The following is a 23,877-nucleotide window of genomic DNA, read 5'->3' on the forward strand; positions in this document are numbered from 1 at the left end:
AGCGCTGGCGGAAACCAGAGGGGGCAATGACCATGCAGATCGTTTCGGAAAACCGGTGTTTTGGCGGCATTCAGGGTGTTTACAAGCATAACTCGAAGAGTTGCGGTGGAGAGATGACCTTTGGTCTTTTCCTGCCGGAAGAAGCCAAGGAAGGGCCGGTGCCGGTGCTGTGGTACCTTTCGGGCCTGACCTGTACCCACGAGAATGCGATGGTTAAGGCTGGTGCGCAGCAATGGGCCGCCGAGCAAGGCATTGCATTGTGCTTTCCCGATACCAGCCCGCGTGGTGAAGGCGTTGCAGATGATGAGGCCTATGACCTTGGCAAAGGGGCAGGCTTTTATGTGAATGCGACGCAAGACCCTTGGGCGCCGCATTTCCAGATGTGGGATTATGTTGCGCAGGAATTGCCGGACGTGATCACTGACCAATTTGCGATTGACCCCGACCGGCAGGCAATCACTGGCCATTCGATGGGCGGGCAGGGCGCATTGACGCTGGCGATGGGGTTGAAGGGGCGGTTCCGGTCGGTTTCGGCCTTTTCGCCGATTTGCCACCCGACGCAGAGCGATTGGGGCCGCAAGCAGTTGTCGGCCTATCTCGGGACCGACGAAAGTGCATGGGCGCCGCATGATGCGTCTCTCTTGATGAGGGAAGTCGGTTTTGACGGGGAGATTTTGATTGATGTCGGCACCGACGACCAGTTCTGGGATCTGCTGAAGATTGGCGCGATGGCGGATGCGATGAGCGAACGCCGGCAGGCGGGGCAGTTGCGGCTGCAAAGCGGCTATGACCATTCCTATTTCTTTGTCTCGAGCTTCATCGAAGAGCATGTCGCTTTCCATGCTGAGGCGCTTTGGCGGTGATTTATGTGGACGCCGACGCTTGCCCTGTAAAGGCAGAGGCTGAACGGGTCGCGACGCGGCACAAATTGGCGATGGTCTTGGTGTGCAATGGTGGCATCAGGCCCTCGCCCAATCCGCTTGTTGAAACGGTGATCGTGCCAGAGGGGCCGGATGTAGCCGATAAATGGATCGCCGAACGCGCCACGGTGGGGGATGTCGTGGTGACTAATGATATCCCGCTCGCGGCGCGCTGCGTTGAGGGCGGCGCCTTGGTCATCAAGCCGGACGGCGAAATGCTCACAGACAAGAATGTGGGCCAAGCCTTGGCCACCCGTGATCTGATGACGGATCTGCGCGCGGCGGACCCGTTCCGGCAAGGTGGCGGCAGGGCCTTTTCCAAAGCGGATCGTGCGCGGTTTCTGGATGGTTTGGAGCGGGCCGTTCGCAAGGCAATGTCGCTCAAGGGGTAGACTTGGCGCTTTTGAACCTGTTGGTTCAGATTATGTTTTCATTTGCAAAAGATAATCCGGCCCTGCTCGGGTCGGTGAGTGCCATTGTCGCGGTGATCTGTTTTTCGATCAATGACGTGGCGATTAAGTTCCTAAGCGGGGGCTATGCGCTTCATCAGGTGGTACTTATCCGCTCGTTCATCGGGGTGATCTTCCTCATGGCGGTTATTGTGCCGATGTCGGGCGGCTTGCCGGCACTCAAGACGAAGCGGCTTGGCATTCACTTCCTGCGGGGAAGCTGCGTTGTTTTTGCGAATATGGCCTTTTTCCTTGGGATTGCGGCGCTGCCATTGGCGGAAGGGGTGGCGATCTTTTTCATCAGTCCGCTGGTGATTACTGTCTTTTCGGTGGTGTTCTTGAAAGAGCATGTCGGGCCACGGCGCTGGGTGGCGATTGCGCTTGGCTTGGTAGGTGTGGTGATCGTGTTGCGCCCCGGAACGGAGGCCTTCCAGTTTGCGGCGCTGCTGCCGTTGATGGCGGCGTTTGGATACGCGGGGCTGCATATGCTGACGCGCTATATCGGGCGGACCGAGTCTGCGGCGGCGATGTCTTTTTACATACAGATGACGTTTATCCTTGTGTCGAGCTCTCTCGGTTTGATCATGGGCGACGGAAAATTTGCAGGCGGCACGGACCCGTCGCTGGAGTTTTTGTTCCGCGCTTGGGTGTGGCCGCCGTTGGCCGATGTCAGCATCCTCATCCTGCTGGGCGTGGTGAGCGCCCTTGGCGGGTTCTTTATTTCGCAAGCCTACCGTGTGAGCGAGGCGGCGCTGGTGGCACCGTTCGAGTATATCGCGATGCCGATGGCGATTGTGTGGGGTATCCTCGTATTTGATGAGTGGCCTGATGGGGTGGCGCTTGCTGGTATCGCGCTGATCCTTGGCTCGGGGCTATACATGATTTGGCGTGAGGCGCGGGTGTCTAACGCCGAAGTGCCTGACACGCCGCGCTATCGTCGTTAAGGCTCTTCCCCCCTGTCCGCGCTCGTGGTTAGCTGAGGAGCGGGCAGGGAGGTGCGAATGGGGATTGAGGCGGTCGTTTTCGATATCGGGAACGTGTTGATCGCATGGCAGCCGGAGCGGTTTTACGACCGTGTGATCGGTGCCAAACGGCGCAAGGACATGTTTGCCGAGATTGATCTGCACGGGATGAATGACGAGATTGATCGGGGCGGCGACTTTCATGCTGTCATTGCGGAAACGGCTGCGGCGCATCCGCGTTGGCGCGACGAGGTGATGATGTGGCATGATCGCTGGATCGACCTTGCCTCCCCCAAGATCGACAGATCGGTGCGGTTGTTGCGGGCGTTGCGGCGCAACGGCGTGCCTGTCTTTTCGCTGACGAATTTTGGTATTGGAACGTTCGAGATCGCGCGGCGGGAGTACCCGTTTCTGGAAGAGTTTGACGAAAGCTTCGTTTCCGCGCGGCTGGGGGAGATCAAGCCTGATCCGGTGATCTATCAGATCTTGGAGGAACGATCTGGGCTTTCGGGGGCGCAACTTTTGTTCACCGACGACCGGCCCGACAACATTGCCGCAGCGGCAGCGCGGGGCTGGCAGGTACACCGCTTCGAGCGGCCAAGCGGCTGGGCGGCGGCGCTGGTGACGGCAGGATTATTGACGGAAGAGGAAGCAGAATGACGCCGGAATTTATTCCTTTCGATGAGGGGGAAGCGTGTCTGGACTGGATCGGGCTGACCGATGCGATAGCGCACGGGCATGAGATGGCGCGGGCGCAAGTGAAGGATGTGTTCCTTTATGAAGCAGAAAACACGCTTTTGAACCGCTCCGCGTGGAGCGCTGAGATGGGGCTTGCGGTCAAATGCGCGACGGTCTTTCCCGGCAATCCGGCGAAGGGCAAGCCGATGATCGGTGGCGCGGTGAACCTCTTTTCGGCCGAGGATGGCGCTTTGGAGGCGATCCTTGATTTCCATCTGGTGACGAAATGGAAAACGGCGGGCGACAGCCTACTTGCGGCGCGGCGCTTGGCGCGGCCGGATAGCAAGCGCATCTTGATCGTGGGCGCGGGGACTGTGGGGCATAGCCTGCGGCAGGCATTTGGCGCGGCCTTCCCGATGGCGGAGTTCACGGTGTGGAATCGGTCGCGAGCGGGGGCCGAACGGTTTGTTGAGACGTTCCCTGATGTTGCCATCGCGGATGACTTGGAAGAGGCAGTGGCACAGGCGGACATCGTCACCTCGGCGACCATGTCCACCGAGCCGTTGATAAGGGGCGAGTGGTTTCGGCCTGGCCAGCACATCGACCTGATTGGCGCATACCGGCCTGATATGCGGGAGGTCGATGATGGCGCGATGCGACGTGCGCGGATCTTTGTGGATAGTCGCGACACGACGATCGAGCATATCGGAGAGCTGAAAATACCGATCGCGGAGGGGGTGATCAGCGCGCAGGATGTGGTGGCGGATTTCTATGATCCTGCACATTTCCGGCGGCAATCGGAGACGGAGATCACCCTTTTCAAGAATGGCGGCGGCGCGCATCTCGATTTGATGGTTAGTCGCTATATTCTGGACGCTTGGAAGCGCGGATAGGGGCGGAAGATGCTTTTGTGGTTGGGTGTTCTAGGGGTGGTATTGCTGGTGGCGGCGCCGTTCCTGTGGGATTGGACCCGCCCAACGCCTGAGATCAGAGACGCACCGGGGGAGCTGGTTGCGCTGGGCCACGGTGCAACGCATTACCGTTGGTTCGGGCCTGAAGAGGGCCCTGTTGTGGTGGCTGTGCATGGGCTGACCACACCGATGCAGGCATGGCAGGCGGTGGCGGAGCAACTCGGGCAGGATGGCTACCGCGTGCTGTGCTACGACCTATACGGGCGCGGCTATTCGGACCCGCCTGTTGAGAAGCAGGACAAGGCGCATTTCCTTGGGCAATTGACGGATCTCCTCAGCGATCAGGGGATTGATGAGCCTTTCGTGCTGATGGGTTTTTCGATGGGCGGCGCGATCGTGACGGATTTTGCTGCCGCGCAGCCGGCGCGGGTGGCGCAGTTGGTGCTGGTGGCGCCGGCGGGCATCACGCAGACGTCATGGGACGTCGCCGCGCAGAAAGGCGCACGAGCGCTGTGGAATGCTTGGGTGTTCTTTGGCGTGAAACGGGTCGCTTTCTTGCGGGATCTCAAGAAGGCGGCGGGCCAGCCGAGCGAGGTTGCGAATATTGTACCGACGCAGATTTGGCAGCTTAATCAAGCGGGCTTTTGGCCTGCGGTGCGGTCAAGCGGGCGGGATTTCTTGGGAGCTGAGCACGCGGAAGCGCATCGGGTGATCCGCGACCACGACATCCCTGTTCTGGCGATATGGGCAGAAGAGGATGATGTGATCCCTCTTGCGAATATGGGCAAATTTGCGCGGTGGAACCCGAAAGCCCAACATGAAGTGATCAGGGGCGCGGATCATGCGGTGGCGTATACGCATGGGCGCGAGATCGCGGCCCTTGTGAAGGCGCGGATCGAGGCGCTTTAGGCTGCTAATGGCCGCGGGGTGCTTTTCTCGCGGATGGGCAGGTGAATAAGCGCTGAGAAAGCCCCGACCCCGATACCGACCCACCAGACATGCGTATAGGTGCCGTAGATATCGTAGAGCCGTCCGCCTAGCCAGACGCCAAGGAAGCTGCCCAACTGGTGGCTGAAGAAAACGATGCCGTAGAGCGTCCCCATATAGCGCAGCCCGTAGATATGGGCGATGAGGCCGGAAGTGAGCGGGACGGTTGCCAGCCAGAGGCTCCCCATCAGCAGGGAAAAGACGATGACCGTGGTTGGGGTCATTGGGGTCATGATGAACCATGCCGCCACGATGGTACGGCCCAGATAGATACTGGCGAGCAGGTACTTTTTCGAGAAGCGTTTGCCCGCCCAGCCAGCGGCTATGGTGCCAGCGATATTGGCGACACCGATCAGCGAGATGGCAATCGCGCCGAGCGCTGATGTGGTGGAGATGCCCATGCTCGTGAGAATGCCGCCCGTTGCGATGGGGCCGCACATTTCGGTGACGAAAGCGGGGAAATGGGCGGTGATGAAAGCGAGCTGATAGCCGCAGGAAAAGAACCCGAGGAAGATCATCGTATAAGAAGGGTCGCGGAAGGCGCGGGTGAGCAGGGCGCCGATGCTTTCCTCCAATTCTGCGCGGGAGGCTTGCGCTGGTGCTCGCATGAACGGGAGCATCAGGAGTGAGGCGAGGATTGCGATGGCAAAGACGATGAATACCATTTGCCATGACATGAACCCGAGAAGGTATTCGGCCAGCGGTGCGCCAAAGACCTGACCCGCGGACCCTGCGGCGGTGGCGATGGCCATCGACATGGAGCGGTTTTCGTCCGAGCTGGCGCGCCCGACAACGGCGAGGATCACCCCGAAGCCGGTGCCAGCGATGCCGAAACCGACCAAAATCTCGTACATCTGGTGCGCAATGGGGGTGGTGGCCCCTGCTGAAAGCAGGAGGCCAAGCGCATAGGCTACGGCGCCCATGATGATGGCTTTTCGATCCCCGATCCGCTCGGCAATCGCGCCAAAGATCGGCTGGCCGATCCCCCAAGCGAGGTTTTGAATGGCGATGGCGAGGCTGAAATCAGCGCGCATCCAGCCGAAATCCTCAGCGATGGGGATTTGAAACACCCCGAATGAGGCGCGGACGGCAAAGCCGATCAGGACGATCAGGCTGCCGACGATCAAAACGGGGGTGAAAAGAGGCGCGGATTTTTGCATGGCAAGACATGACGCCGGAATTGCAGCAGCGTCAATATATTTGACGGCCTATCGGGGCGAAGACCGCCAGCCGATTAGAATATCAGTGACATCGTCCGGCCCGTTGGGTCCTTCGACCTCCGCCAGCTCTATTCCACCGAGATGGCGATAGAAGGCGCGGGCCTGCACATTGGTGGACAGGCAGAGCGCGGTGAAAGGGTGGCGATACGCGGTCGCCATCAATCGGCGCCCGAGGCCGCGGCCTTGCGCGGCGCGAACGAGATAAAGTGCGAAGAGGAATTCAGGATACTGTGCTGCATGGGCGGGGTCTGGCTGGGGGCCGACCTGCACGAAGCCCATGTGGGGGATCAGGTAGGTGCGTTTGGCAGTATCGGCGAGCTGGTTGCGCCACTGCTGCTGGCGAACGTCGAAGGAGCGGGCGTCGATCTCCGGTTCGGGGAGGAGGCCGCGATAGGTTTCATCCCATGCCTGCACATGCAAAGCTGCGATGGCGTCCGCGTCGGCGGGTGTGGCCAAACGCGGCGCGGCGGCCTCAGCCATAGGTCGGGTGGAAGCGGCCCGATGGCGAGAGGGTGAAGATATCGCAGCCGTCGGCGGTGATCCCGATGGAATGTTCGAACTGGGCCGAGAGAGATTTGTCGCGGGTCACGGCTGTCCAGTCATCGGCAAGAACCTTGGTTTCGGGGCGACCGAGATTAACCATCGGCTCGATTGTGAAGAACATGCCTTCTTCAAGGGTCGAGCCGGTGCCGGGACGCCCGTAGTGCAGGACGTTCGGCGGGGCGTGGAATACGAGCCCAAGCCCGTGGCCGCAGAAATCGCGGACGACCGACATGCGGTTCTTTTCGACATAGGATTGGATCGCGTGCCCGATATCGCCGAAAGTGTTGCCGGGGCGGGCGGCTTCGATCCCTTTCATCAGCGAGTCATGGGTGACTTGAATCAGGCGCTCGGCTTTGCGGCTCAGGGAGCCTGCGACATACATGCGGCTGGTATCGCCGAACCAGCCATCGACGATAACGGTGACGTCGATATTCAGGATGTCGCCGTTCTTCAGTACTTTGTCCCCCGGAATGCCGTGACAGACGACGTGATTGACGCTGATGCATGAGGCGTGATGGTAGCCTTTGTAGCCGATGGTGGCGGAGGTCGAGCCTGAGGCTTCGACCATTTCGGTGATCAGTTTGTCGATCTGGCCTGTTGTTTGACCGGGAAAGACGTGCGGCGCGATATCATCAAGGATTTGCGCGGCGACTTTGCCTGCCGCGTGCATGCCGGCGAAATCGGCCTCCTGATAGATGCGGATGCCATCTTTGGTCACTGTTGCCTTGCCGTCGCTCACTTGAGAACCTCATGCTTCGTTCCAAGGGGCACATAAGCGAAAGTGGCGGGATGTTCTAGACCCGCAGCGGGATGGGTTTGCCGATGGTGATACCTTCGGGAGAAATCTGTGCGTCGTAACACATTGCCTCGACCCCTGCGGCGCGGGCGGCGGCGGAGGCAGCGGCGTAGGCCGGATCGAGATCGGCGGCGAGGGTCATCGCCGTGCAATCGGTGCGCTGAACGAGGTAGAACATCACCGCGCGGTGGCCTTGGGCGACCATTTCCGCCAGTTCACCCAGATGCTTTGCGCCGCGCGTGGTGACGCCGTCAGGGAATTCGGCCAGCCCTGCGTGCCTGCTGAGGGTGACGCTTTTCACTTCGATATAGGCATCGGGCAGCCCCTCTGCCTGCAAGAGGAAGTCGATCCGGCTGGATTGACCGTAGCGCACCTCGGGCCGCACTGAAGTGTAGGCTGCGAGTTCGGGAATGCTGCCCGATTCCAGCGCCAGTTTGAGCGCTCGGTTCGGCACGGCAGTATCGACGCCGGTGAAATGGCCATTTTCATGATCGACCAGCCGCCAGCCGAATTTGAGCTTTTTCTTCGGATCGTCGTTCGGCTCCAGCCAGATGCGCGTGTCGGGCGCGGCGAGCCCCAGCATCGAGCCGGGATTGGCGCAATGGGCGGTGATTTCGCGCCCATCGTCAAGGCGACAATCGGCGAGGAACCGTTTGTAACGGCGGATCAGGCGAGCGGGCACGAGAGGAGTGGAAAAGCGCATAGGGCAGGCCTATACCCAATGCTGAGACAGAGGAGAAGTATGATGCCAAATCCCACCGCCGCGATGCTTGTGATCGGGGACGAGATACTTTCGGGCCGCACCCGTGACGCCAATATGCATTTCCTCGCGGGCGAGCTGACCAAGCGCGGCATTGACCTGAAGGAAGTGCGCGTCGTCAGCGATGATCAAGCGGCCATCGTGGCGGCGGTGCGGGCGCTGAGCGATGCCTATGAGCATGTGTTCACCAGCGGTGGAATAGGGCCGACGCATGATGACATCACCGCCGACTGCGTGGCGGAAGCCTTTGGCGATCATATCGATGTGCGCGAAGATGCGCGGGCGATCTTGCAGGCGCGTTATGATGCGAGTGGACAAGAGCTGAACGCGGCGCGGCTGCGGATGGCGCGCATCCCCGATAGCGCGACGTTGATCGAAAACCCCGTCAGCGGTGCGCCGGGGTTCACGATCCGTAATGTGCATGTGATGGCAGGCGTGCCGAGTGTCTTTCAGGCGATGGTGGCCTCGGTTCTGCCGGGGCTGACCCGCGGCGCACCGCTGTTGAGCCAATCGCTGCGCATTGAACGCGGGGAGGGAGATATTGCGGGGCCGCTCGCGGCGCTGGCCACCGAATTTGCGGACCTGTCGATCGGGTCTTATCCGTTCCAACAGAACGGAATGTACGGCGCGAATATCGTGATCCGTGGCAGTGACGGCGCGCGGGTTGATGCCGCGATGATCCGTCTGCGGGATACATTTCCGGAATGACGCAACCGACAATCCAGCGGCTTTATGCTGTTACCGAAGCGACGTGGCCTGCGAAGGATCGTCGGCGCGTGGGGCGCTGGATTATCCGTGAAGGCGGCGGTGGCGGGAGCCGTGTTTCCTCCGCGACACTAGCTGCGGGGGAGGCTGACGCTTCAGATTTGCCGGAAGCCGAGGCCGCGATGCGTGCGCTGGGGCAGGTGCCGTTATTCATGGTGCGGCAGGGTGAGGATGCGCTGGACAAGCTGCTGGATGAAGCGGGCTACGCGGTTAAAGACCCTGTGCGCTTTTACATTGCGCCGCTCACATTCGACGGCGGACCGGCACGCGAATATGCGTGTTGGCCACCGCTGGAGATCCAAAAGGAGATTTGGCAGGCAGGCGGTATCGGCGCGGCGCGGCTGGACGTGATGCAGCGTGGCTGTGATCCAAAGACCAGTATTCTTGCACGCAATAAGGACCGGCCCGCGGGCACCTGCTACGTCGGGATCGACGGGGATATCGCGATGGTGCATGCGATAGAGGTGCTGGAAAGCGAGCGGCGACAGGGAGTGGGCGCGGCGCTGCTGAAGGCTGCGGGAGCGTGGGCCGCGCGGAACGGTGCCAAGTGGCTGAGTTTGATCGTCACCGAGGCCAATGAACGGGCGCATTGTCTCTATGCTTCCAACGGGATGACGGTTGTGGGACAGTACCATTATCGGATCAAGCCGGAGTGACGGGACGCTCGTGAACCAGTTGCAAGAAATCATTGCGGCCTTTGCGGCGGCCTTGGTGCTGGTGCCTGCGGTGGCCGGTGCGGTATCGCTTGAGTTGCCGAACAACGCGGCGCTTCAGGTGGAACGGTCCGTTCCGCTGGGATCGCTGCGTTTACCGATGGCGCCATTGCAAGCCGAGGGGCTTGCGGTGGATCGCATGGAAGGAGCGGTGCGCCACGAGGCGTGGCGGCTTGGCGGCGGCGGGATCACAACGCTGCAAATCATGCGCCCGATCAGAGAGCAGCTGTTGGAGAGCAGCTTCGAGATATTGCTGGAATGTCGCGCCGCGAATTGTGGCGGGTTTGATTTCCTGCGGGCGATTGATGTGCTGCCACCGCCGAAGATGTATGTGGACCTGACTGGTTTCCGGTATCTTTCGGCGCGGAGTGCGGATGGGACTACAGGCGTCACGATCCTTGTAAGCCGCTCAGAGGCGGCGGCTTTTGTGCAAGTGTCGAGCGTGGTGCCAGAAGATAGCGTGACGCAGGTACTTGCGACGGCGGGCGGCGTGGCGCTGGGCGGAACGCAGCGGATGGACGTGGCGGATCAGGCTGACGCGGCGCAGCTGGGCTTTGCCGGGGATCCGCGGGCATCCTTAGCCGAAGTGGGGCGGCTGGTGCTGGATGATTTGCGGTTCGATAGTGGTGCCGCGACATTGGCTGCTGGGCCGTTCGCCACGCTGGAGGCTGTGGCTGAATACCTCAAAGCCGATCCGAACCACCGCTTGGCGCTGGTCGGGCATACGGATGCTGTCGGGGCGCTTGAGAATAATGTCGCGCTGTCGCGGCGGCGGGCCGAGGCGGTCAAGGAGCGCTTAGTGGCGCGTTACGGGGTCGATGAGGCGCAGCTGACGGCGGAAGGCGTTGGCTATCTTGCGCCGATTGCCAGCAATGCCACGGAGGCGGGGCGCGAGGCGAACCGGCGGGTTGAGGCAGTTGTCCTGACGGTGCGTTAGAAAGCGTTGCACCGGCGGCGCCGGAGGAGCGCGACCGGTGAAAGATGCGTTTTCGTCAAGCAGCGGAAGTCTAGGTTTCTACCAAGTTTCCGGACCTTTATCCGAGAAAGAATGCGCAAGAAAATCAATGAAAGCGCGGACTTTCGGCTGGGTAAAGCGGCCCGGGGGATAGACAGCGTAGATACCTTGACGCTCTTCCGGCAGATCGGGGATGGCCTCTTCCACCAACCCAGCCTTCATCGCATCGGCGTAGAGGAAAGACGGCAGGTAGGCGATGCCGAGGCCCGCGATGCAGGCATTCAGGAGGGACTGGCCGTCATTCACCGTCAGCGAGCCGGAGGTGCGGACCTGACGCTTTTCGCCGGAGGGGGCGGTGAGTTTCCAGACTGCGGCATTGGCCTGATTGGAATAGTGCAGCAGCTTGTGATCGTTGAGGTCGTCGATCTTCATTGGGCGGCCATTGCGCTGGAAATAGGTGGGAGAGCCGATCATCCGTAGATTGGTTTCGGTCAGCTTGCGGGCGCGGAGTGTGCTGTCCTCCAACTCGCCGATCCGGACGGCCATATCGAAACCTTCGGAGATCAGTTCGACGTAGCGATTGTTGAGGACCATGTTGACCGTGATGTCTGGAAATTCCTTCAGGAACTCGCCCAGCACCGGGCTAAGGTGATTGACGCCAAAATCGGTGGCCACAGAAATCCGCAGAAGGCCGGAGGGTGCTGATTGCATCGAGGTGACGAGGGCATCCGCTTCGCCAGCATCGTTGAGGACGCGCCTTGCGCGGTCGTAATAGGCAAGGCCGATTTCCGTCGGGCTGACGCGGCGGGTCGTGCGATTAAGGAGCCGTGCGCCGAGACGGGCTTCGAGTGCGGAGACGTGTTTGGACACGGCCGATTTCGAGATGCCCATTTTCTTTGCGGCGTCGGTAAAACCACCTTGATCTACGACGGTAGCGAAGGCTTCCATTTCGGTGAGACGATCCATACTCGATCCTTGCAATTCCACTCGTTGTTCAGACTTTTGTGACGGCCAAATCGGGCAGGAAAGCGGCCTATGCCTGACAATATCGGGAATTTAGGTTCGACTGATAACTGGATCGAAACAGCCAGCTAGAGCGTGGCGGCGAGGCGAACCCCCTGATTTATAGCGCGTTTGGCATCAAGTTCGGCCGCGACATCGGCACCGCCGATGACATGAGCTTGCCTTCCTTCTGCCAAAAGTGCGTCTGCGAGGCTGCGTTGGCTGAGCTGGCCGGCACAGAGGACGATGGTATCAGCAGGGATCAGGCGCGGCTCGCCGCGGCCTTCGTCGGGGGTGATCCAGAGGCCTTTATCGTCGATCGCATCATAGCGGACGCCGCCGATCATCTTCACGCCCTTGGCGCGAAGGGTCGTGCGGTGAATCCAGCCGGTTGTCTTGCCGAGTCCGCGACCGGGCTTTTCGGCTTTTCGCTGAAGGAGGGTGATCTGGCGTTGGGGTGCTTCGGGGCGCGGGCCTTCGGGCGCGAGGCCGCCGCGCGCGTTTTCGGGGTCGGAGACGCCCCATTCCGCCTTCCAGGCGGCGAGGTCTTCTGTCGGGCTGTCATTGGTGGCGAGGAATTCCGCCACGTCGAAGCCGATCCCACCTGCGCCGATGATAACGACGTTTTCGCCCACGGGTGCGTTGCCGGACAAGACGTCAACGTAACTGAGGATGGAGCCGTGTTCTTGCCCCGAAATCTCTGGGATGCGGGGCGATACGCCGGTTGCGATGATGATCTCATCATATGCGGCGAGATCGGCAGGCGATGGGCTGGTGCCGAGGCGCAGGGTGACGCCGGATTCGGTGAGCATGGTGGTGAACCAGTCAACGAGGCCGTGAAACTCTTCCTTGCCGGGGATGCGGCGGGCCATGTTGAGCTGACCGCCTATCGCGTCTGCCTTGTCAAACAGAGTGGTGGCATGACCGCGCTGGGCCGAGGTGATCGCGGCGGAAAGCCCTGCGGGGCCAGCACCGACAACGGCAACCTCTTTGGGGGCATCCGTTGGCGTGATCTCCAGTTCAGTCTCATGGCAGGCGCGGGGATTGACGAGGCAGGAGGAAAGTTTGCCCGAGAAGGTATGGTCAAGGCAGGCTTGATTGCAGGCGATGCAGGGGGCGATGGTGCGGGATCTGCCTTGTGCCGCTTTGGAGATGAAATGCGGGTCGGCCAAAAATGGGCGCGCCATCGACACCATATCGGCGCAGCCATCGGCCAAGACCTGTTCAGCCACTTCGGGTGTGTTGATCCGGTTGGAGGTAATGACGGGGATCGATACCTCGCCCATCAGCTTTTTCGTGACCCATGTGAAGGCGCGGCGGGGTACGGATGTGGCGATGGTGGGGATACGGGCTTCGTGCCAGCCGATGCCGGTGTTGATGATCGATGCGCCGGCGGCCTCTATCGCGCGGGCGAGGGTGACAACCTCATCCCATGTGGAGCCGTTTGGAACGAGGTCGATCATCGACAGCCGGTAGATGACGATGAAATCATCGCCAACGGCGGCGCGAACGCGCTTCATGACCTCAAGCGGCAGGCGCATGCGGTTTTCATAGGAGCCGCCCCAGCGGTCTGTGCGGCGGTTGGTGTGCGTGACCAGAAACTGGTTCAGGAAGTACCCCTCTGAGCCCATGATCTCGACCCCATCATAGCCAGCCTCGCGGGCGCGGGTGGCGGCGGTGGCGATGTCTGCGATTTGTTTTTCAATGCCGGCTTCGTCCAGTTCCTTCGGTGGGAAAGGCGCGATCGGGGCGCGGATGGCAGAAGGGGCAACACAATCGGGCGAGTAGGCGTAGCGGCCTGCGTGGAGAACCTGCATCGCGATACGCCCGCCCGCATCATGAACGCGGTCGGTGACGATCTTGTGGTTGGCGATATCCTGCGGGCCAAAGAGGCCAGCGGCCCCTTTGAAAACGCCGCCTTCGGCGTTTGGTGCCATGCCGCCTGTGACCATCAAGCCAACGCCGCCTCGCGCCCGCTCTGCGTAAAACTCGGCGACGCGGTTCCAATCGCCGGTTTCTTCGAGGCCGGTATGCATGGAGCCCATCAGCACCCTGTTGGGGAGGGTGGTGAAGCCAAGGTCAAGCGGGGACAACAACAACGGGTAATGGGACATCGAAAACTCCTGTTGGCCGCACCTTGCCCGCGCTGAACGCGGGCGTCACGTTGAACGCGACGTCAACAAGTGGCTAGCTGCCCATCGTCTCGTTGCAATGGCGGCGGAAGGCGCGTTTGAGCATGTCCAGCTCGGCGCGGAGCATATCCAATTCGGCGCGAATATCTTCAGCCATCGCATCACCCGCCAGCAAGGCAAAGCTGCCAATGGCTTCGCCGGTTTCGCGGTCTGCAATGACGAATGTTTGCACGCCGTCGGTGATCAGTTCGGCGGGGATGGGGATGCGGAGGTGCCACTGGCCGCTTTTGTCAGCCGCTTCAAGTTCGAAATCCTCAAGGGGTGTATCGAAATGGGTGATGCGCAGAAGGGGCGGCAAGCCATTGTCGCTGTGGATGGTGACGATGCCTTCCCAGACACCGGCGGCGAGGCGCGTTTTTTCGAGGGATATTTCTGGCATCTGGAACCTCAGATTTCGGCGCGGGGATAGCGGCTGAAGGTCAGGTCACGGATGGTGACCTGATTCATTTGTGGGCTTTCGAAGATTAGATCGAGCCACATGCCCTCGATCCGCTTTTCGTTGAGTTTGGTGTAGGCGAGATCAAACTCCACGACGATTTCCTCCATGTGGAGGGGGAGTTCGCGGACGACTTGCTCGGTGTTGGGGCCATGGCGGACATTGAGACGCGCGAAGATTTCGAGCGGCTTTTCTACTTCGATGATGGTGGATAGCCGCACCAAATGGCGCTTCAGAAGCCCTTGTGCGCCTTCGGGAGGGATGTCGATCACCAGAGAGAGGAACGTGCCGTCGAAGCGGAACACATCCATCCGCAGGCCAAATGGCGCGAGATCTTCGGGCCGGATGTTGCGTAACTGGCGGAGGGTCAGTTCGCTCTCACGGCAATCGTGGAAAAGGGTGATACCGTCAGCCATTGCGGTTTTGGTCGGCACGGCGGTGATGCCTTGGCGGGCAAGCGGGCCGCGAAACAGCGGTGGACGCCATGACCATTCGGCATTGGGCGGTGCCTGCACAATATCGTTGCCAATGGCGGGAAGGGCGAGGCGACCGTCGGCCTTGTTTGCCAGTTCGTCGATGCGGGTGCGCAACTGGCGGGCGGCGGTGCGTGCGCGGCGCAGCTCGGCAAGGTCCATAGTGCCAGCGTCGCGTGCCATGCGCGACCAGCGGCGCAGGAGCCTGCGGTGCAGCAGTTTGTCTAGCAATGAAATATATCTGCGCATCGTTCCCGTGAGCCTGCTCTTTTCCCGTAATTATGCACGGTTCGGCTCAAGTTGCTACATAAGGTTGTGCCGAGGGCAAGTGGCCCGTCAGCCTGCGTCGGCAACGGCGGGTGCGGGATTTGCCGCCTTCATCGCTGCAACAGCCTGACGCAGGAGGACCGCGCCTTCCTGCTGGAGAAGGGGCGCACGGGCGAGGCTGCGCACGTTGATGGTGACGAGACGGCCCGCCACATCGGTGAAGGCGCGCCACTCGCCGACCTGAAGTGCCTCTGTCGGGAGGGGGCTGCTATCAGTGAAGCGGACCTCGACCAGCCCGTCGGAATGGCGGACATCTTCGATTTTGATCGCGCTGGCGTCGCCCGAGGCGCTGAGCAGTTCCGCGCCATCGTCGCTCTCAAGGAAACTGGCCAGAACATCTTCGGCGCCGTTGACGGTGGCGCTGTCTGCAACTCCGACCTGAACGGTGATGAGCGCTGGGTGCGCTGGCGCTTTGCCACGGGTGGCGATGACGTTGCAGCCTGCAAGAACCGCGAAGCCGTCGGCGCTGTTGCTGGCGGCGCCGTCGATGCAGAAATTTGCAGGGCCGCGCACGGTGACAGCGCCACCGCGCACGGCGATTTCCTGTGTGCCGCCGAACAGCCCACCCAGACCGCCATTAACGCAGGCGGTCTGGCTGAGCATAAGTGCCAACCCCGTTAGGAGTGGAGCAATCCGACGTACGCGCATCCGGTCAGAGATCGACGTAGATGTGCTTTTCGTGCTTGGCGCCCGGATGGGTCACAGCGCCAAGGCGGGTGGAACCGACAAGCTGGGCGTATTTCCACAGCGCACCGGAGGCGTAGATCGTATCGCGCGGGCCAGACCACGCTTCTTTGCGCTTGGCCAGTTCCTCGTCAGATAGTGCGACGCTGATTTCGCCTTTGATCGCGTTGATGGTGATCATGTCGCCATCTTCAAGAAGTGCGATCGGACCGCCATGCGCGGCCTCGGGGCCAACGTGACCCACGCAGAAACCACGGGTCGCGCCAGAGAAGCGGCCATCGGTGATGAGTGCCACTTTCTTGCCCATACCCTGACCAGAGAGCGCGGCGGTGGTGGCGAGCATTTCGCGCATGCCCGGGCCGCCAGCGGGGCCTTCGTTACGGATGACGAGGACTTCACCTTCTTTGTAGGCGCGCTGCTTGACCGCTTCGAAAGCGTCTTCTTCGCATTCGAACACGCGGGCAGGGCCGGTGAAGACTTGCTGTTCCTCGTCCATGCCGGCGACCTTAACGATTGCGCCTTCTGGGGCGAGGTTGCCTTGTAGACCCACAACACCGCCGGTTTTGGTGATCGGGGTTTCGATCGGGTAGATGACGCGACCGTCGGCTTCGCCTTTGATCATGTCCAGCTCTTCGCCGATGCTACGGCCAGAGGCGGTCATGCAGTCTTCGTGAATAAGGCCCGCTTTGCGCAGCTCCTTCATCACGACCGGAACGCCGCCTGCCTCGTAGAGATCTTTGGCAACGTACTGGCCGCCCGGCTTGAGATCGACGAAATACGGCGTGTCGCGGAAGATTTCGCAGACATCGGCCAGATCGAAGTCGATGCCGGCTTCGTGGGCGATTGCGGGCAAGTGCAGGCCAGCGTTGGTGGAGCCGCCGGTGCAAGCTACGACGCGAGCGGCGTTTTCGAGGCTCTTACGGGTGACGACATCACGGGCGCGGATGTTGCGCTCGATGAGATCCATCACCGCTTCACCGGAAGCGATGCCATACTGATCGCGGCTCTCATAAGGGGCCGGAGCGCCTGACGAATTCATCAGGGCGAGGCCGATGGCTTCGGACACACAGGCCATCGTGTTGGCTGTGAACTGGCCGCCGCAGGCCCCTGCGGAGGGGCAAGCGACGCGCTCGATGATTTCCAGTTCGGCATCGCTCATGTTGCCGGCCTGATGCTTGCCGACCGCTTCGAACACGTCCTGCACGGTGACGTCCTGACCGTTCAACCGGCCTGGAAGGATCGAACCGCCGTAGATGAACACCGACGGTACGTTGAGGCGCACCATTGCCATCATCATACCCGGCAGGGATTTGTCACAACCGGCGAGGCCAACGATGGCGTCGTAGCAGTGGCCGCGCATGGTCAGTTCGACAGTATCAGCGATGGCTTCGCGGGAGGCCAGCGACGAGCGCATGCCTTCGTGGCCCATTGCGATGCCGTCGGTAACGGTGATGGTCGTGAACTCGCGGGGCGTGCCGCCGCCAGCTTTGACGCCGAGTTTTACAGACTGTGCCTGACGGTTCAGCGAGATGTTACAGGGTGCGGCTTCGTTCCAACAGGTGGCGACGCCGACGAAGGGTTGTTTGATATCGTCCTCGTCCATGCCCATTGCATAGTAGTACGAACGGTGCGGGGCGCGTGCGGGGCCGACCGAAACGTGACGGCTGGGAAGTTTGGATTTGTCGAACTGGCGAGCCATCTTGGATCCTCCGAAAAAAACAGTCCACCACGGTCTAAAAGACAGCTTCGGCCTTCACAAGCAAGATATGGTGGAATTGCGCGAAGAGGCGAGGGGCGATAGGAGGAAAACATGACCCGTAACATGGCGCCCTATTACCCACGACATCCGCAATTCGTCGCGGCGGCCCGCGATGCGGCGGAGCTATCGCGGACGCTGACCGGTGTTGCGATTGTTGTGCTGTCGTTCTTTCTGGCGCCGCTGCTGATGGGGCTGATGCCGATGGATGCGGAGGCGTTCTCGGCATTCGCCAAGGGAGATAAACCGTTTTCGCTTATCGTGCAGCTGGGGTTCTTTGCGATCCCGTTGACGGCGCTGGTGTTTGTGGTGCGGCAGCTGCATGGGCGCCGGTTCGCAACGCTTTTTGGCGATAGCGTGGTTTTTGCTGATCTCAAACGTGCATTTTTGGGGGTGACTGCGCTTGCCTTGGCGATGGAGGTTTTGCCGCCTTGGGTGGGTGCTGATCTGGTGGCCGAGGTGCGCCCGTTGACACCGTGGCTATTGGCGGCGGTTGTATCGTTGCCATTTGTGCTCTTGCAGACCAGCACGGAGGAGTTGTTCTTTAGGGGATATTTGCAGCAGCAACTGGCGGTGCGCTGGCGTTCGCCGTTTGTCTGGATGGTCTTGCCGAGTGCGATTTTCGGGGCCAGCCATTACTTCAATGCGATGGGGCCGGCGGAGGGGGTGCTTTGGGCCGTTTGGGCGATGTTGATCGGCATCGCTGCGGCGGACCTTACAGCGCGGAGCGGATCAATTGGGGCGGCCATCGGGCTGCATTTTGCGAATAACGTTCATGCGCTGTTGCTCTACGGTTTTAAGGATAGCGAAGCCTCGGGGCTGGCGCTTGTATTGTTGGTTCCGGTTGATCCGGCACTGAGGGCGCGCGGGTTGGAGGCATTGGCCGACCCAACGGTGATTTTCGAGTTTATCTACATATTGCTGGCCGTGGGTGTAATGTGGCTGGCGGCGCGGGTGGCGATCAGGCTCTGATTGCAATTCATGGCGCTGCGGATTATCTCGGTCCCATCAAGGTAAGAGACTGCACATGAACTGGATTACCAATTACGTTCGTCCGACAATCAATTCGCTCTTCTCGCGCAGGGAAGTGCCAGAGAATTTGTGGAAGAAGTGCAGTGAGTGTGGAACCATGTTGTTTCACCGTGAACTGGCGGAAAACCTCAATGTTTGCACGAGCTGTGGACACCATATGGCGATTACGCCGCGTGCGCGTTTTGAGGCGCTGTTCGACAATGGCGCCTTTGCCGAGGTGAAGGTGCCGGAACCGATCGCCGATCCGCTGAACTTCCGCGATCAGAAGAAATATACCGAACGCCTGAAAGCGGCGCAGCGCTCAACCGCCGAAAAAGAGGCGATGCTCGTTGCGGAAGGTGAGATCGGCAAGACCCCGATTGTGGCTGCGGCGCAGGACTTTACCTTTATGGGCGGGTCTATGGGCATGTATGTGGGCAATGCGATCATTGCCGCCGCTGAACGTGCCGTTGAGCTGAAGCGCCCGTTGGTGCTGTTCTCTGCTGCGGGTGGTGCGCGGATGCAGGAAGGCATTCTGAGCCTGATGCAGATGCCGCGCACGACGGTTGCGGTGGAAATGCTGCGGGAAGCGGGCCTGCCCTATATCGTGGTGCTGACCCATCCGACTACCGGCGGGGTGACGGCATCCTACGCGATGCTGGGCGATGTGCAGATTGCCGAGCCGAATGCGCTTATTTGCTTTGCGGGTCCGCGCGTGATCGAGCAGACAATCCGCGAAAAATTGCCCGAGGGCTTCCAGCGGGCGGAGTATCTGCTGGATCACGGTATGCTGGACCGTGTGACGCCGCGCACGGAGATGCGTGACGAGCTGATCCAGATTTTGCGGATGCTTCTGGGGCTGGAACCGGCGCTGAAGGGCGATTTGCCTGCTCCGGCCCCCGTAGAGAATGAAGTTGACGGCAAAGCCGCCAAGAGCGGCGCGTAGAAAGCACCTCCTGTGACCCAAAGATCTGATGTCATCCTCGAACGGATGATGGCGCTTCACCCCAAGGTGATTGACCTGACGCTCGACCGCGTGTGGCGGCTTTTGGCTGCCTTGGATAATCCGCAGGACCGGCTTCCGCCGGTGATCCATCTGGCGGGGACCAATGGTAAGGGATCGACCCAAGCCATGATGCGGGCGGGGCTAGAGGCCAGTGGCGCACGGGTACATGCCTATACCTCGCCGCATCTGGCGCGGTTTCACGAGCGTATCCGGCTTGCGGGCGCAGTGATCAGTGAGGCCGCGCTCACCGAGGTGTTGGACCGGTGCTATGCCGCTAATGACGGTGAGAGCATCACCTATTTCGAGATTACCACGGTGGCGGGTTTGTTGGCTTTTGCCGAGACGGATGCAGACTATACCCTGCTAGAGGTTGGCCTTGGTGGGCGGCTGGACGCAACGAATGTCATTGATGCGCCTGCATTGACTGTGATCACGCCGGTCGATCTGGATCACCAGCAATTTCTGGGTGAAACCTTACCGGAAATCGCGGGCGAAAAGGCAGGGATCATCAAACGCGGTGTGCCTTGTGTCGTTGGTCCGCAGCATGATGAAGCCATGGCGGTGATCGAGCGGCAGGCGGAAAGATTGGGCGCGCCGCTGCTGGCCTATGGGCAGCACTGGCATGTTGGGACCGAGCGGGGACGGTTGATCTATCAGGATGAGGGTGGGCTGCTGGATTTGCCGCTGCCGAATTTGCGCGGGCCGCATCAGGTGATGAATGCCGGTGCGGCGATTGCAGGTTTGCGCGCGCTGGGGATGGACGATGCGGCATGTGAGGCGGCAGTGACGAAAGCCTATTGGCCTGCGCGTATGGAGCAGCTGACGCAAGGTGCGCTGGTTGACTTGGCGCGACCTGCCGAATTGTGGCTTGATGGTGGGCATAACCCCGCCGCAGGCGTTGTGCTGGCGGAAACCCTTTCCCAACAGCCGCCGCGCCCGACGCATTTGATCTGCGGGATGCTGAACACCAAGGACATCACCGGCTATCTGAAGCCATTGGCGGGCGTTGCGGCCAGCCTCACGGCAGTTTCGATCCCCGGAGAGATGAACACGCTCCCCGCTGAAACCACGGCCGACGCTGCACGGCGCGCGGGCTTTGCCGAGGTGTTGATTGCGGACGGTGTGCGCACGGCTATCGAGGAGATCACCGCGCGTGATCCTGCTGCGCGAATTTTGATCTGCGGATCGCTTTACCTTGCTGGTCATGTGATGCGCGAGAACGGCTGATCGCCGCCACTTTGGTTTCAATTGTTGACGGTGATTCGTTTTTGTCGCTAGATATGCCCAACGTGACATGTGCCATTGTGGAGACCTGCCTCCTGCGCATGTGAGAGTTTGGCAGGGCGGGGGGGCGGACAAATGTCCGTCCTTCTGTTTATCTGGCGGGCGTTACTGCCCCTAATCCACCGCTTGCATTTCCCTCAGACGGCTTGCCGTGCGCTCGAATTCGAAGGTGCCTTCGCCTTCGACATAGAGCATTTCAGGTTCGGCGGCGGCGGAACAGATGAGGCGGACTTTGGCCTCGTAGAGCGCGTCGATCAGGGTTACGAAACGCTTGGCCTCGTTATAATTCGAGCGCGACAGGCGGGGGATGTCCTCCAAGAGCAGAACCCGCGCGGCGCTGGCCAAGGCGAGGTAATCTGCCGCCCCAAGGGGCTGACCGCATAGGTCATAGAAACGTGCGCGGGCGACGCCGTTGTGGAAGGCGGGAATCTCAACTTCGCGGCCTTTGACATGAAGCACGAGTGGCTCTTTCGTGCCGTTTGTCAGATCTTGCCAGACGGCCTCCATCGTGGCGCGGCTGTCGGCGTTGATGGGGGTGAAATAACTTTGCGCCCCTTCGAGACGCCCCTGCCGGTGGTCCGTTGGGCTGGCGAGTTCGACGATATCGAGCTGCTCTTTGATCAGCGCAATAAAGGGCAGAAACAGCTGCCTGTTCAGCCCGTTTTTGTAAAGCTCATCGGGATGGCGGTTGGAGGTGGTGACGACGCATACACCGCCCTTGAACAGCGCTTCGAACAGTCGCCCAACGATCATGGCGTCGGTGATATCGGTGATCTGCATTTCGTCGAAGGCGAGCAGGCGCAGATTGTCGGTCAAATGGGCCGCAACGGGGGCAAGGGCGTCCTCCACGCCAGTTTTGCGGGCGGCGGTCATTTCGGTGTGGACCCACTGCATGAACACATGAAAATGCACCCTGCGTTTGGGGGCATCGACGTGCTCGTAAAGCATATCCATCAGCATTGATTTGCCGCGCCCCACGCCGCCCCAGATATAAAGACCGCGCACCGCGTCGGGAGCCTTTTTGCGGAAGAAGCCTTTTTTGACGGGTTTGGAAAGCTCGGTGACGATACGGTCGAGGTGCGGCAGCATAGCCTGTTGCGCGGGATCGGGTTTGATTTTCCCGGCGCTGACGACGCTTTCATATGCGGCACTGATGGTCATGGGCGTTGCCTAGACTGACTCGCTGTTATTGGGAAGGTCCGTCGGCCTCCAAGAAGGTGATCCATGTATCGCCGTAGCGGCGCTGGTCGCTCAGGGTAAAGCCCTGCGGTGCAGGTTGCGCGGCGTTTTCCTCGAATACGATCAGTGCGTCAGGGGCGATCCAGCCTTGGGTTGCGGCACTGGCGAGGGCTTGTTGGCCGAGGCCCTTGCCGTAGGGCGGATCGAGAAACACCAATGTAGCGGCGGGCTGGCCGAGCGGGCGTGCGGGCAGGCGCGTTGCGTCACTGGAGAGCGTCTTGGCGCGGCTTTCCATGCGGCAGCGGGTGATGTTGTCGCGCAGCAGGCGCTGGGCGGCGCGACCGCTATCGACGAGCGTAGCGTTGGCTGCGCCGCGGGAGAGTGCTTCGAGCGCCAGTGCGCCGGTTCCTGAAAAGAGATCAAGGACGATTGCCTCTTCGACCGGATCACCGAAACGGCCGCCCGCGAGGACGTTGAACAGGCTTTCGCGCACCCGATCGGAAGTCGGGCGCAGATGGGCGGCGGTGTCGCCTTTGCCCACGGCGGCCAAGGTCAAGCCACGGCATTGTCCACCGATGATCCTCACGCGCGGAGCAGGGCTTTCATGTCCGTTGCGGGATCGGTGATAACCTCGGGCGCGGGAGATTTGCCCGCTTCGATGAGGCGCTTGCCGATCATGTAGTTGCGTGGATCGTTCATCGCATCGACTGCGATGAGGTTGCTTTCCTTGTAGTACCAGTGGGACCGCGCGCCGTTGTCGCCTTCTTTGACGTAGACTTTATCGTAGCCGATGTTGAGGCCGGCGATCTGGAGTTTGCAGTCGTATTGGTCGGACCAGAACCAAGGCGCGGGCACATATTCCACATTCTGCCCTAGCATATTCTTTGCCGCGACTTCTGCTTGATCAATGGCGTTGCCGACGCTTTCGAGTCTTATCTGCTGACCTTTGAAAAGTAGGGTGGCGCAATCGCCTGCCGCGTGGATATCGGGGTTGGAGGTGCGGGTGTGGAGATCGGTGACGATGCCGTTGTCGACGGTGACACCGGCGGCCTCGGCCAGTGCCGTGGCGGGAGCGATGCCGACGCCGACAATGGCGAAGTCGATCGCAAGTTCGGTACCATCTGTCAGGTGGGCGGCGGTGACGCGGTCGGTCCCGACGAGGCGGTCGAGGCCGACACCTTCGCGAATATCCACGCCGTGGGAGGCGTGCAGAGCGCGGAAGTAATCGGATGTTTCAGGGCAGGCAACGCGCTGGAGGATGCGGTCGGCCATCTCGACCAGCGTGACCTTCAGGCCTTTTTTGGCCGCAACGGCAGCGGCTTCGAGGCCGATATAGCCTCCGCCTATGATCAGGACGCTGCGGCCTTCGACCAATTCGGGTGCCATTGCGTCTGCGTCCTGAAGATCGCGCATCGTGTAGACGCCATCGAGCGTGCCGCCGATTGCAGCGGGCAGGGTGCGCGGATGGGAGCCTGTGGTAAGGGCGAGTTTGTCATAGGTCAGGGTTTCGCCGGTGGAGAGCGTCAGGTTGCGTGCCTCGGCGTCGATATCGGTGACGCGGGTTTCGAGCCGCAGTTCGATATTCTGGTCATCGTAAAAGGACTGCGGGCGCAGGTAGAGGCGTTCAAGCGCCATTTCACCGAGCAGGTACGCCTTGGAAAGCGGCGGGCGTTGGTAGGGTGGATTGGCCTCGGCGCCGATGAGCGTGATGCGCCCCTCAAATCCCTCGCTGCGCAGCTTGGCAACGAGTGAGGCTCCGGCCTGGCCTGCGCCTACCACGACGAAATGTGCCATTCTCTTCCCTTTCCAGTGGTCGATTGACGTTGTCGACCCTATATCCCGCCAAAGGACATGTGCAATTCCGAAAA

Annotated in this window: 25 protein-coding genes; 12 read left to right on the plus strand and 13 right to left on the minus strand. The window is 60.9% G+C overall.

Going from position 1 to position 23,877, the window contains the following annotated elements; all coding sequences use genetic code 11:
* Positions 1 to 32: 32 nt before the first annotated feature.
* Genes fghA through AB1E42_RS02380 form a run of 6 tightly spaced genes read left to right on the plus strand, consistent with a single transcriptional unit; the run spans position 33 to position 4,829 of the window.
* Positions 33 to 863: an S-formylglutathione hydrolase gene (gene fghA, locus AB1E42_RS02355; protein ID WP_368346352.1), complete on the plus strand. Its 831-nt coding sequence runs from the start codon at positions 33 to 35 to the stop codon at positions 861 to 863.
* A complete protein-coding gene (locus tag AB1E42_RS02360; RefSeq protein ID WP_368345397.1) occupies positions 854 to 1,312 on the plus strand; it encodes a YaiI/YqxD family protein in 459 nt (152 codons plus the stop codon). The genes fghA and AB1E42_RS02360 overlap by 10 nt, the downstream gene beginning before the upstream one ends.
* A gap of 32 nt (positions 1,313 to 1,344) precedes the next feature.
* Entirely contained in the window at positions 1,345 to 2,313 is a 969-nt protein-coding gene (locus AB1E42_RS02365; protein WP_368346353.1) for a DMT family transporter, read from the plus strand.
* Between the two features lie 57 nt (positions 2,314 to 2,370).
* The gene (locus AB1E42_RS02370; protein ID WP_368345398.1) at positions 2,371 to 2,991 is read left to right on the plus strand and encodes an HAD family hydrolase; all 621 of its coding nucleotides are present in this window, start codon (positions 2,371 to 2,373) and stop codon (positions 2,989 to 2,991) included.
* Positions 2,988 to 3,902 carry an ornithine cyclodeaminase family protein gene (locus AB1E42_RS02375; protein WP_368345399.1) on the plus strand — a complete coding sequence of 305 codons (915 nt, stop codon included), beginning with the start codon at positions 2,988 to 2,990 and terminating at the stop codon, positions 3,900 to 3,902. Before AB1E42_RS02370 ends, AB1E42_RS02375 begins: the two co-directional genes overlap by 4 nt.
* Before the next feature lie 9 nt (positions 3,903 to 3,911).
* Positions 3,912 to 4,829, plus strand: coding sequence for an alpha/beta fold hydrolase (locus AB1E42_RS02380; RefSeq protein ID WP_368345400.1), 918 nt, complete (start codon positions 3,912 to 3,914; stop codon positions 4,827 to 4,829).
* Here the strand turns inward: AB1E42_RS02380 and AB1E42_RS02385 are convergent.
* Genes AB1E42_RS02385 through sfsA form a run of 4 tightly spaced genes read right to left on the minus strand, consistent with a single transcriptional unit; the run spans position 4,826 to position 8,169 of the window.
* The gene (locus AB1E42_RS02385) at positions 4,826 to 6,067 is read right to left on the minus strand and encodes an MFS transporter (RefSeq protein ID WP_368345401.1); all 1,242 of its coding nucleotides are present in this window, start codon (positions 6,065 to 6,067) and stop codon (positions 4,826 to 4,828) included. The genes AB1E42_RS02380 and AB1E42_RS02385 overlap by 4 nt on opposite strands.
* 48 nt (positions 6,068 to 6,115) lie before the next feature.
* Complete coding sequence (locus AB1E42_RS02390; RefSeq protein WP_368345402.1) at positions 6,116 to 6,607, minus strand: N-acetyltransferase family protein; 492 nt, start codon at positions 6,605 to 6,607, stop codon at positions 6,116 to 6,118.
* Positions 6,600 to 7,409: a type I methionyl aminopeptidase gene (map, locus tag AB1E42_RS02395; protein WP_368345403.1), complete on the minus strand. Its 810-nt coding sequence runs from the start codon at positions 7,407 to 7,409 to the stop codon at positions 6,600 to 6,602. The genes AB1E42_RS02390 and map overlap by 8 nt, the downstream gene beginning before the upstream one ends.
* Before the next feature lie 55 nt (positions 7,410 to 7,464).
* Positions 7,465 to 8,169 carry a DNA/RNA nuclease SfsA gene (gene sfsA / locus AB1E42_RS02400; protein WP_368345404.1) on the minus strand — a complete coding sequence of 235 codons (705 nt, stop codon included), beginning with the start codon at positions 8,167 to 8,169 and terminating at the stop codon, positions 7,465 to 7,467.
* A gap of 42 nt (positions 8,170 to 8,211) precedes the next feature.
* On the opposite strand from sfsA, the gene AB1E42_RS02405 reads away from it, so the two are divergent.
* From AB1E42_RS02405 to AB1E42_RS02415, 3 genes are read left to right on the plus strand one after another with little or no spacing between them, the layout of a single operon-like run.
* Positions 8,212 to 8,934 (plus strand): competence/damage-inducible protein A, encoded by a 723-nt coding sequence (locus AB1E42_RS02405; protein ID WP_368345405.1) that lies wholly within the window; start codon positions 8,212 to 8,214, stop codon positions 8,932 to 8,934.
* On the plus strand, positions 8,931 to 9,647 hold the full coding sequence (locus AB1E42_RS02410; RefSeq protein ID WP_368345406.1) for a GNAT family N-acetyltransferase: 717 nt from the start codon (positions 8,931 to 8,933) through the stop codon (positions 9,645 to 9,647). Before AB1E42_RS02405 ends, AB1E42_RS02410 begins: the two co-directional genes overlap by 4 nt.
* On the plus strand, positions 9,610 to 10,641 hold the full coding sequence (locus AB1E42_RS02415) for an OmpA family protein (protein ID WP_368345407.1): 1,032 nt from the start codon (positions 9,610 to 9,612) through the stop codon (positions 10,639 to 10,641). The genes AB1E42_RS02410 and AB1E42_RS02415 overlap by 38 nt, the downstream gene beginning before the upstream one ends.
* Positions 10,642 to 10,719: 78 nt before the next feature.
* On the opposite strand, the gene AB1E42_RS02420 is transcribed toward AB1E42_RS02415, so the two are convergent.
* From AB1E42_RS02420 to ilvD, 6 genes are all read right to left on the minus strand, one after another.
* On the minus strand, positions 10,720 to 11,625 hold the full coding sequence (locus AB1E42_RS02420) for a LysR family transcriptional regulator (RefSeq protein ID WP_368345408.1): 906 nt from the start codon (positions 11,623 to 11,625) through the stop codon (positions 10,720 to 10,722).
* A 125-nt stretch (positions 11,626 to 11,750) separates the two neighbouring features.
* Complete coding sequence (locus AB1E42_RS02425) at positions 11,751 to 13,775, minus strand: FAD-dependent oxidoreductase (RefSeq protein WP_368345409.1); 2,025 nt, start codon at positions 13,773 to 13,775, stop codon at positions 11,751 to 11,753.
* Positions 13,776 to 13,848: 73 nt separating this feature from the next.
* Positions 13,849 to 14,232 carry a hypothetical protein gene (locus AB1E42_RS02430; RefSeq protein WP_368345410.1) on the minus strand — a complete coding sequence of 128 codons (384 nt, stop codon included), beginning with the start codon at positions 14,230 to 14,232 and terminating at the stop codon, positions 13,849 to 13,851.
* Between the two features lie 8 nt (positions 14,233 to 14,240).
* Positions 14,241 to 15,011, minus strand: coding sequence for a DUF6478 family protein (locus AB1E42_RS02435; protein ID WP_368345411.1), 771 nt, complete (start codon positions 15,009 to 15,011; stop codon positions 14,241 to 14,243).
* Positions 15,012 to 15,098: 87 nt separating this feature from the next.
* Complete coding sequence (locus AB1E42_RS02440) at positions 15,099 to 15,692, minus strand: hypothetical protein (RefSeq protein ID WP_368345412.1); 594 nt, start codon at positions 15,690 to 15,692, stop codon at positions 15,099 to 15,101.
* 49 nt (positions 15,693 to 15,741) lie between these two features.
* The gene (gene ilvD, locus AB1E42_RS02445) at positions 15,742 to 17,472 is read right to left on the minus strand and encodes a dihydroxy-acid dehydratase (RefSeq protein ID WP_368345413.1); all 1,731 of its coding nucleotides are present in this window, start codon (positions 17,470 to 17,472) and stop codon (positions 15,742 to 15,744) included.
* Positions 17,473 to 17,583: 111 nt separating this feature from the next.
* On the opposite strand from ilvD, the gene AB1E42_RS02450 reads away from it, so the two are divergent.
* Genes AB1E42_RS02450 through AB1E42_RS02460 form a run of 3 tightly spaced genes read left to right on the plus strand, consistent with a single transcriptional unit; the run spans position 17,584 to position 20,773 of the window.
* The gene (locus tag AB1E42_RS02450) at positions 17,584 to 18,501 is read left to right on the plus strand and encodes a CPBP family intramembrane glutamic endopeptidase (protein ID WP_368345414.1); all 918 of its coding nucleotides are present in this window, start codon (positions 17,584 to 17,586) and stop codon (positions 18,499 to 18,501) included.
* A 55-nt stretch (positions 18,502 to 18,556) separates the two neighbouring features.
* The gene (accD, locus tag AB1E42_RS02455) at positions 18,557 to 19,486 is read left to right on the plus strand and encodes an acetyl-CoA carboxylase, carboxyltransferase subunit beta (protein ID WP_368345415.1); all 930 of its coding nucleotides are present in this window, start codon (positions 18,557 to 18,559) and stop codon (positions 19,484 to 19,486) included.
* Positions 19,487 to 19,498: 12 nt separating this feature from the next.
* Positions 19,499 to 20,773: a folylpolyglutamate synthase/dihydrofolate synthase family protein gene (locus AB1E42_RS02460; RefSeq protein ID WP_368345416.1), complete on the plus strand. Its 1,275-nt coding sequence runs from the start codon at positions 19,499 to 19,501 to the stop codon at positions 20,771 to 20,773.
* 171 nt (positions 20,774 to 20,944) lie between these two features.
* Here the strand turns inward: AB1E42_RS02460 and zapE are convergent, their stop codons facing one another.
* The 3 genes from zapE to AB1E42_RS02475 are packed head-to-tail and all read right to left on the minus strand — an operon-like array spanning position 20,945 to position 23,803.
* Positions 20,945 to 21,991 carry a cell division protein ZapE gene (gene zapE, locus AB1E42_RS02465; protein WP_368345417.1) on the minus strand — a complete coding sequence of 349 codons (1,047 nt, stop codon included), beginning with the start codon at positions 21,989 to 21,991 and terminating at the stop codon, positions 20,945 to 20,947.
* Positions 21,992 to 22,016: 25 nt separating this feature from the next.
* Positions 22,017 to 22,595 (minus strand): 16S rRNA (guanine(966)-N(2))-methyltransferase RsmD, encoded by a 579-nt coding sequence (gene rsmD, locus AB1E42_RS02470; protein ID WP_368345418.1) that lies wholly within the window; start codon positions 22,593 to 22,595, stop codon positions 22,017 to 22,019.
* Entirely contained in the window at positions 22,592 to 23,803 is a 1,212-nt protein-coding gene (locus AB1E42_RS02475; protein ID WP_368345419.1) for an NAD(P)/FAD-dependent oxidoreductase, read from the minus strand. Before AB1E42_RS02475 ends, rsmD begins: the two co-directional genes overlap by 4 nt.
* Between the last annotated feature and the right edge of the window lie 74 nt (positions 23,804 to 23,877).

Origin of the sequence: Pelagovum sp. HNIBRBA483 (assembly GCF_040931995.1) — a bacterium.
GTDB lineage: Bacteria > Pseudomonadota > Alphaproteobacteria > Rhodobacterales > Rhodobacteraceae > JAEPMR01.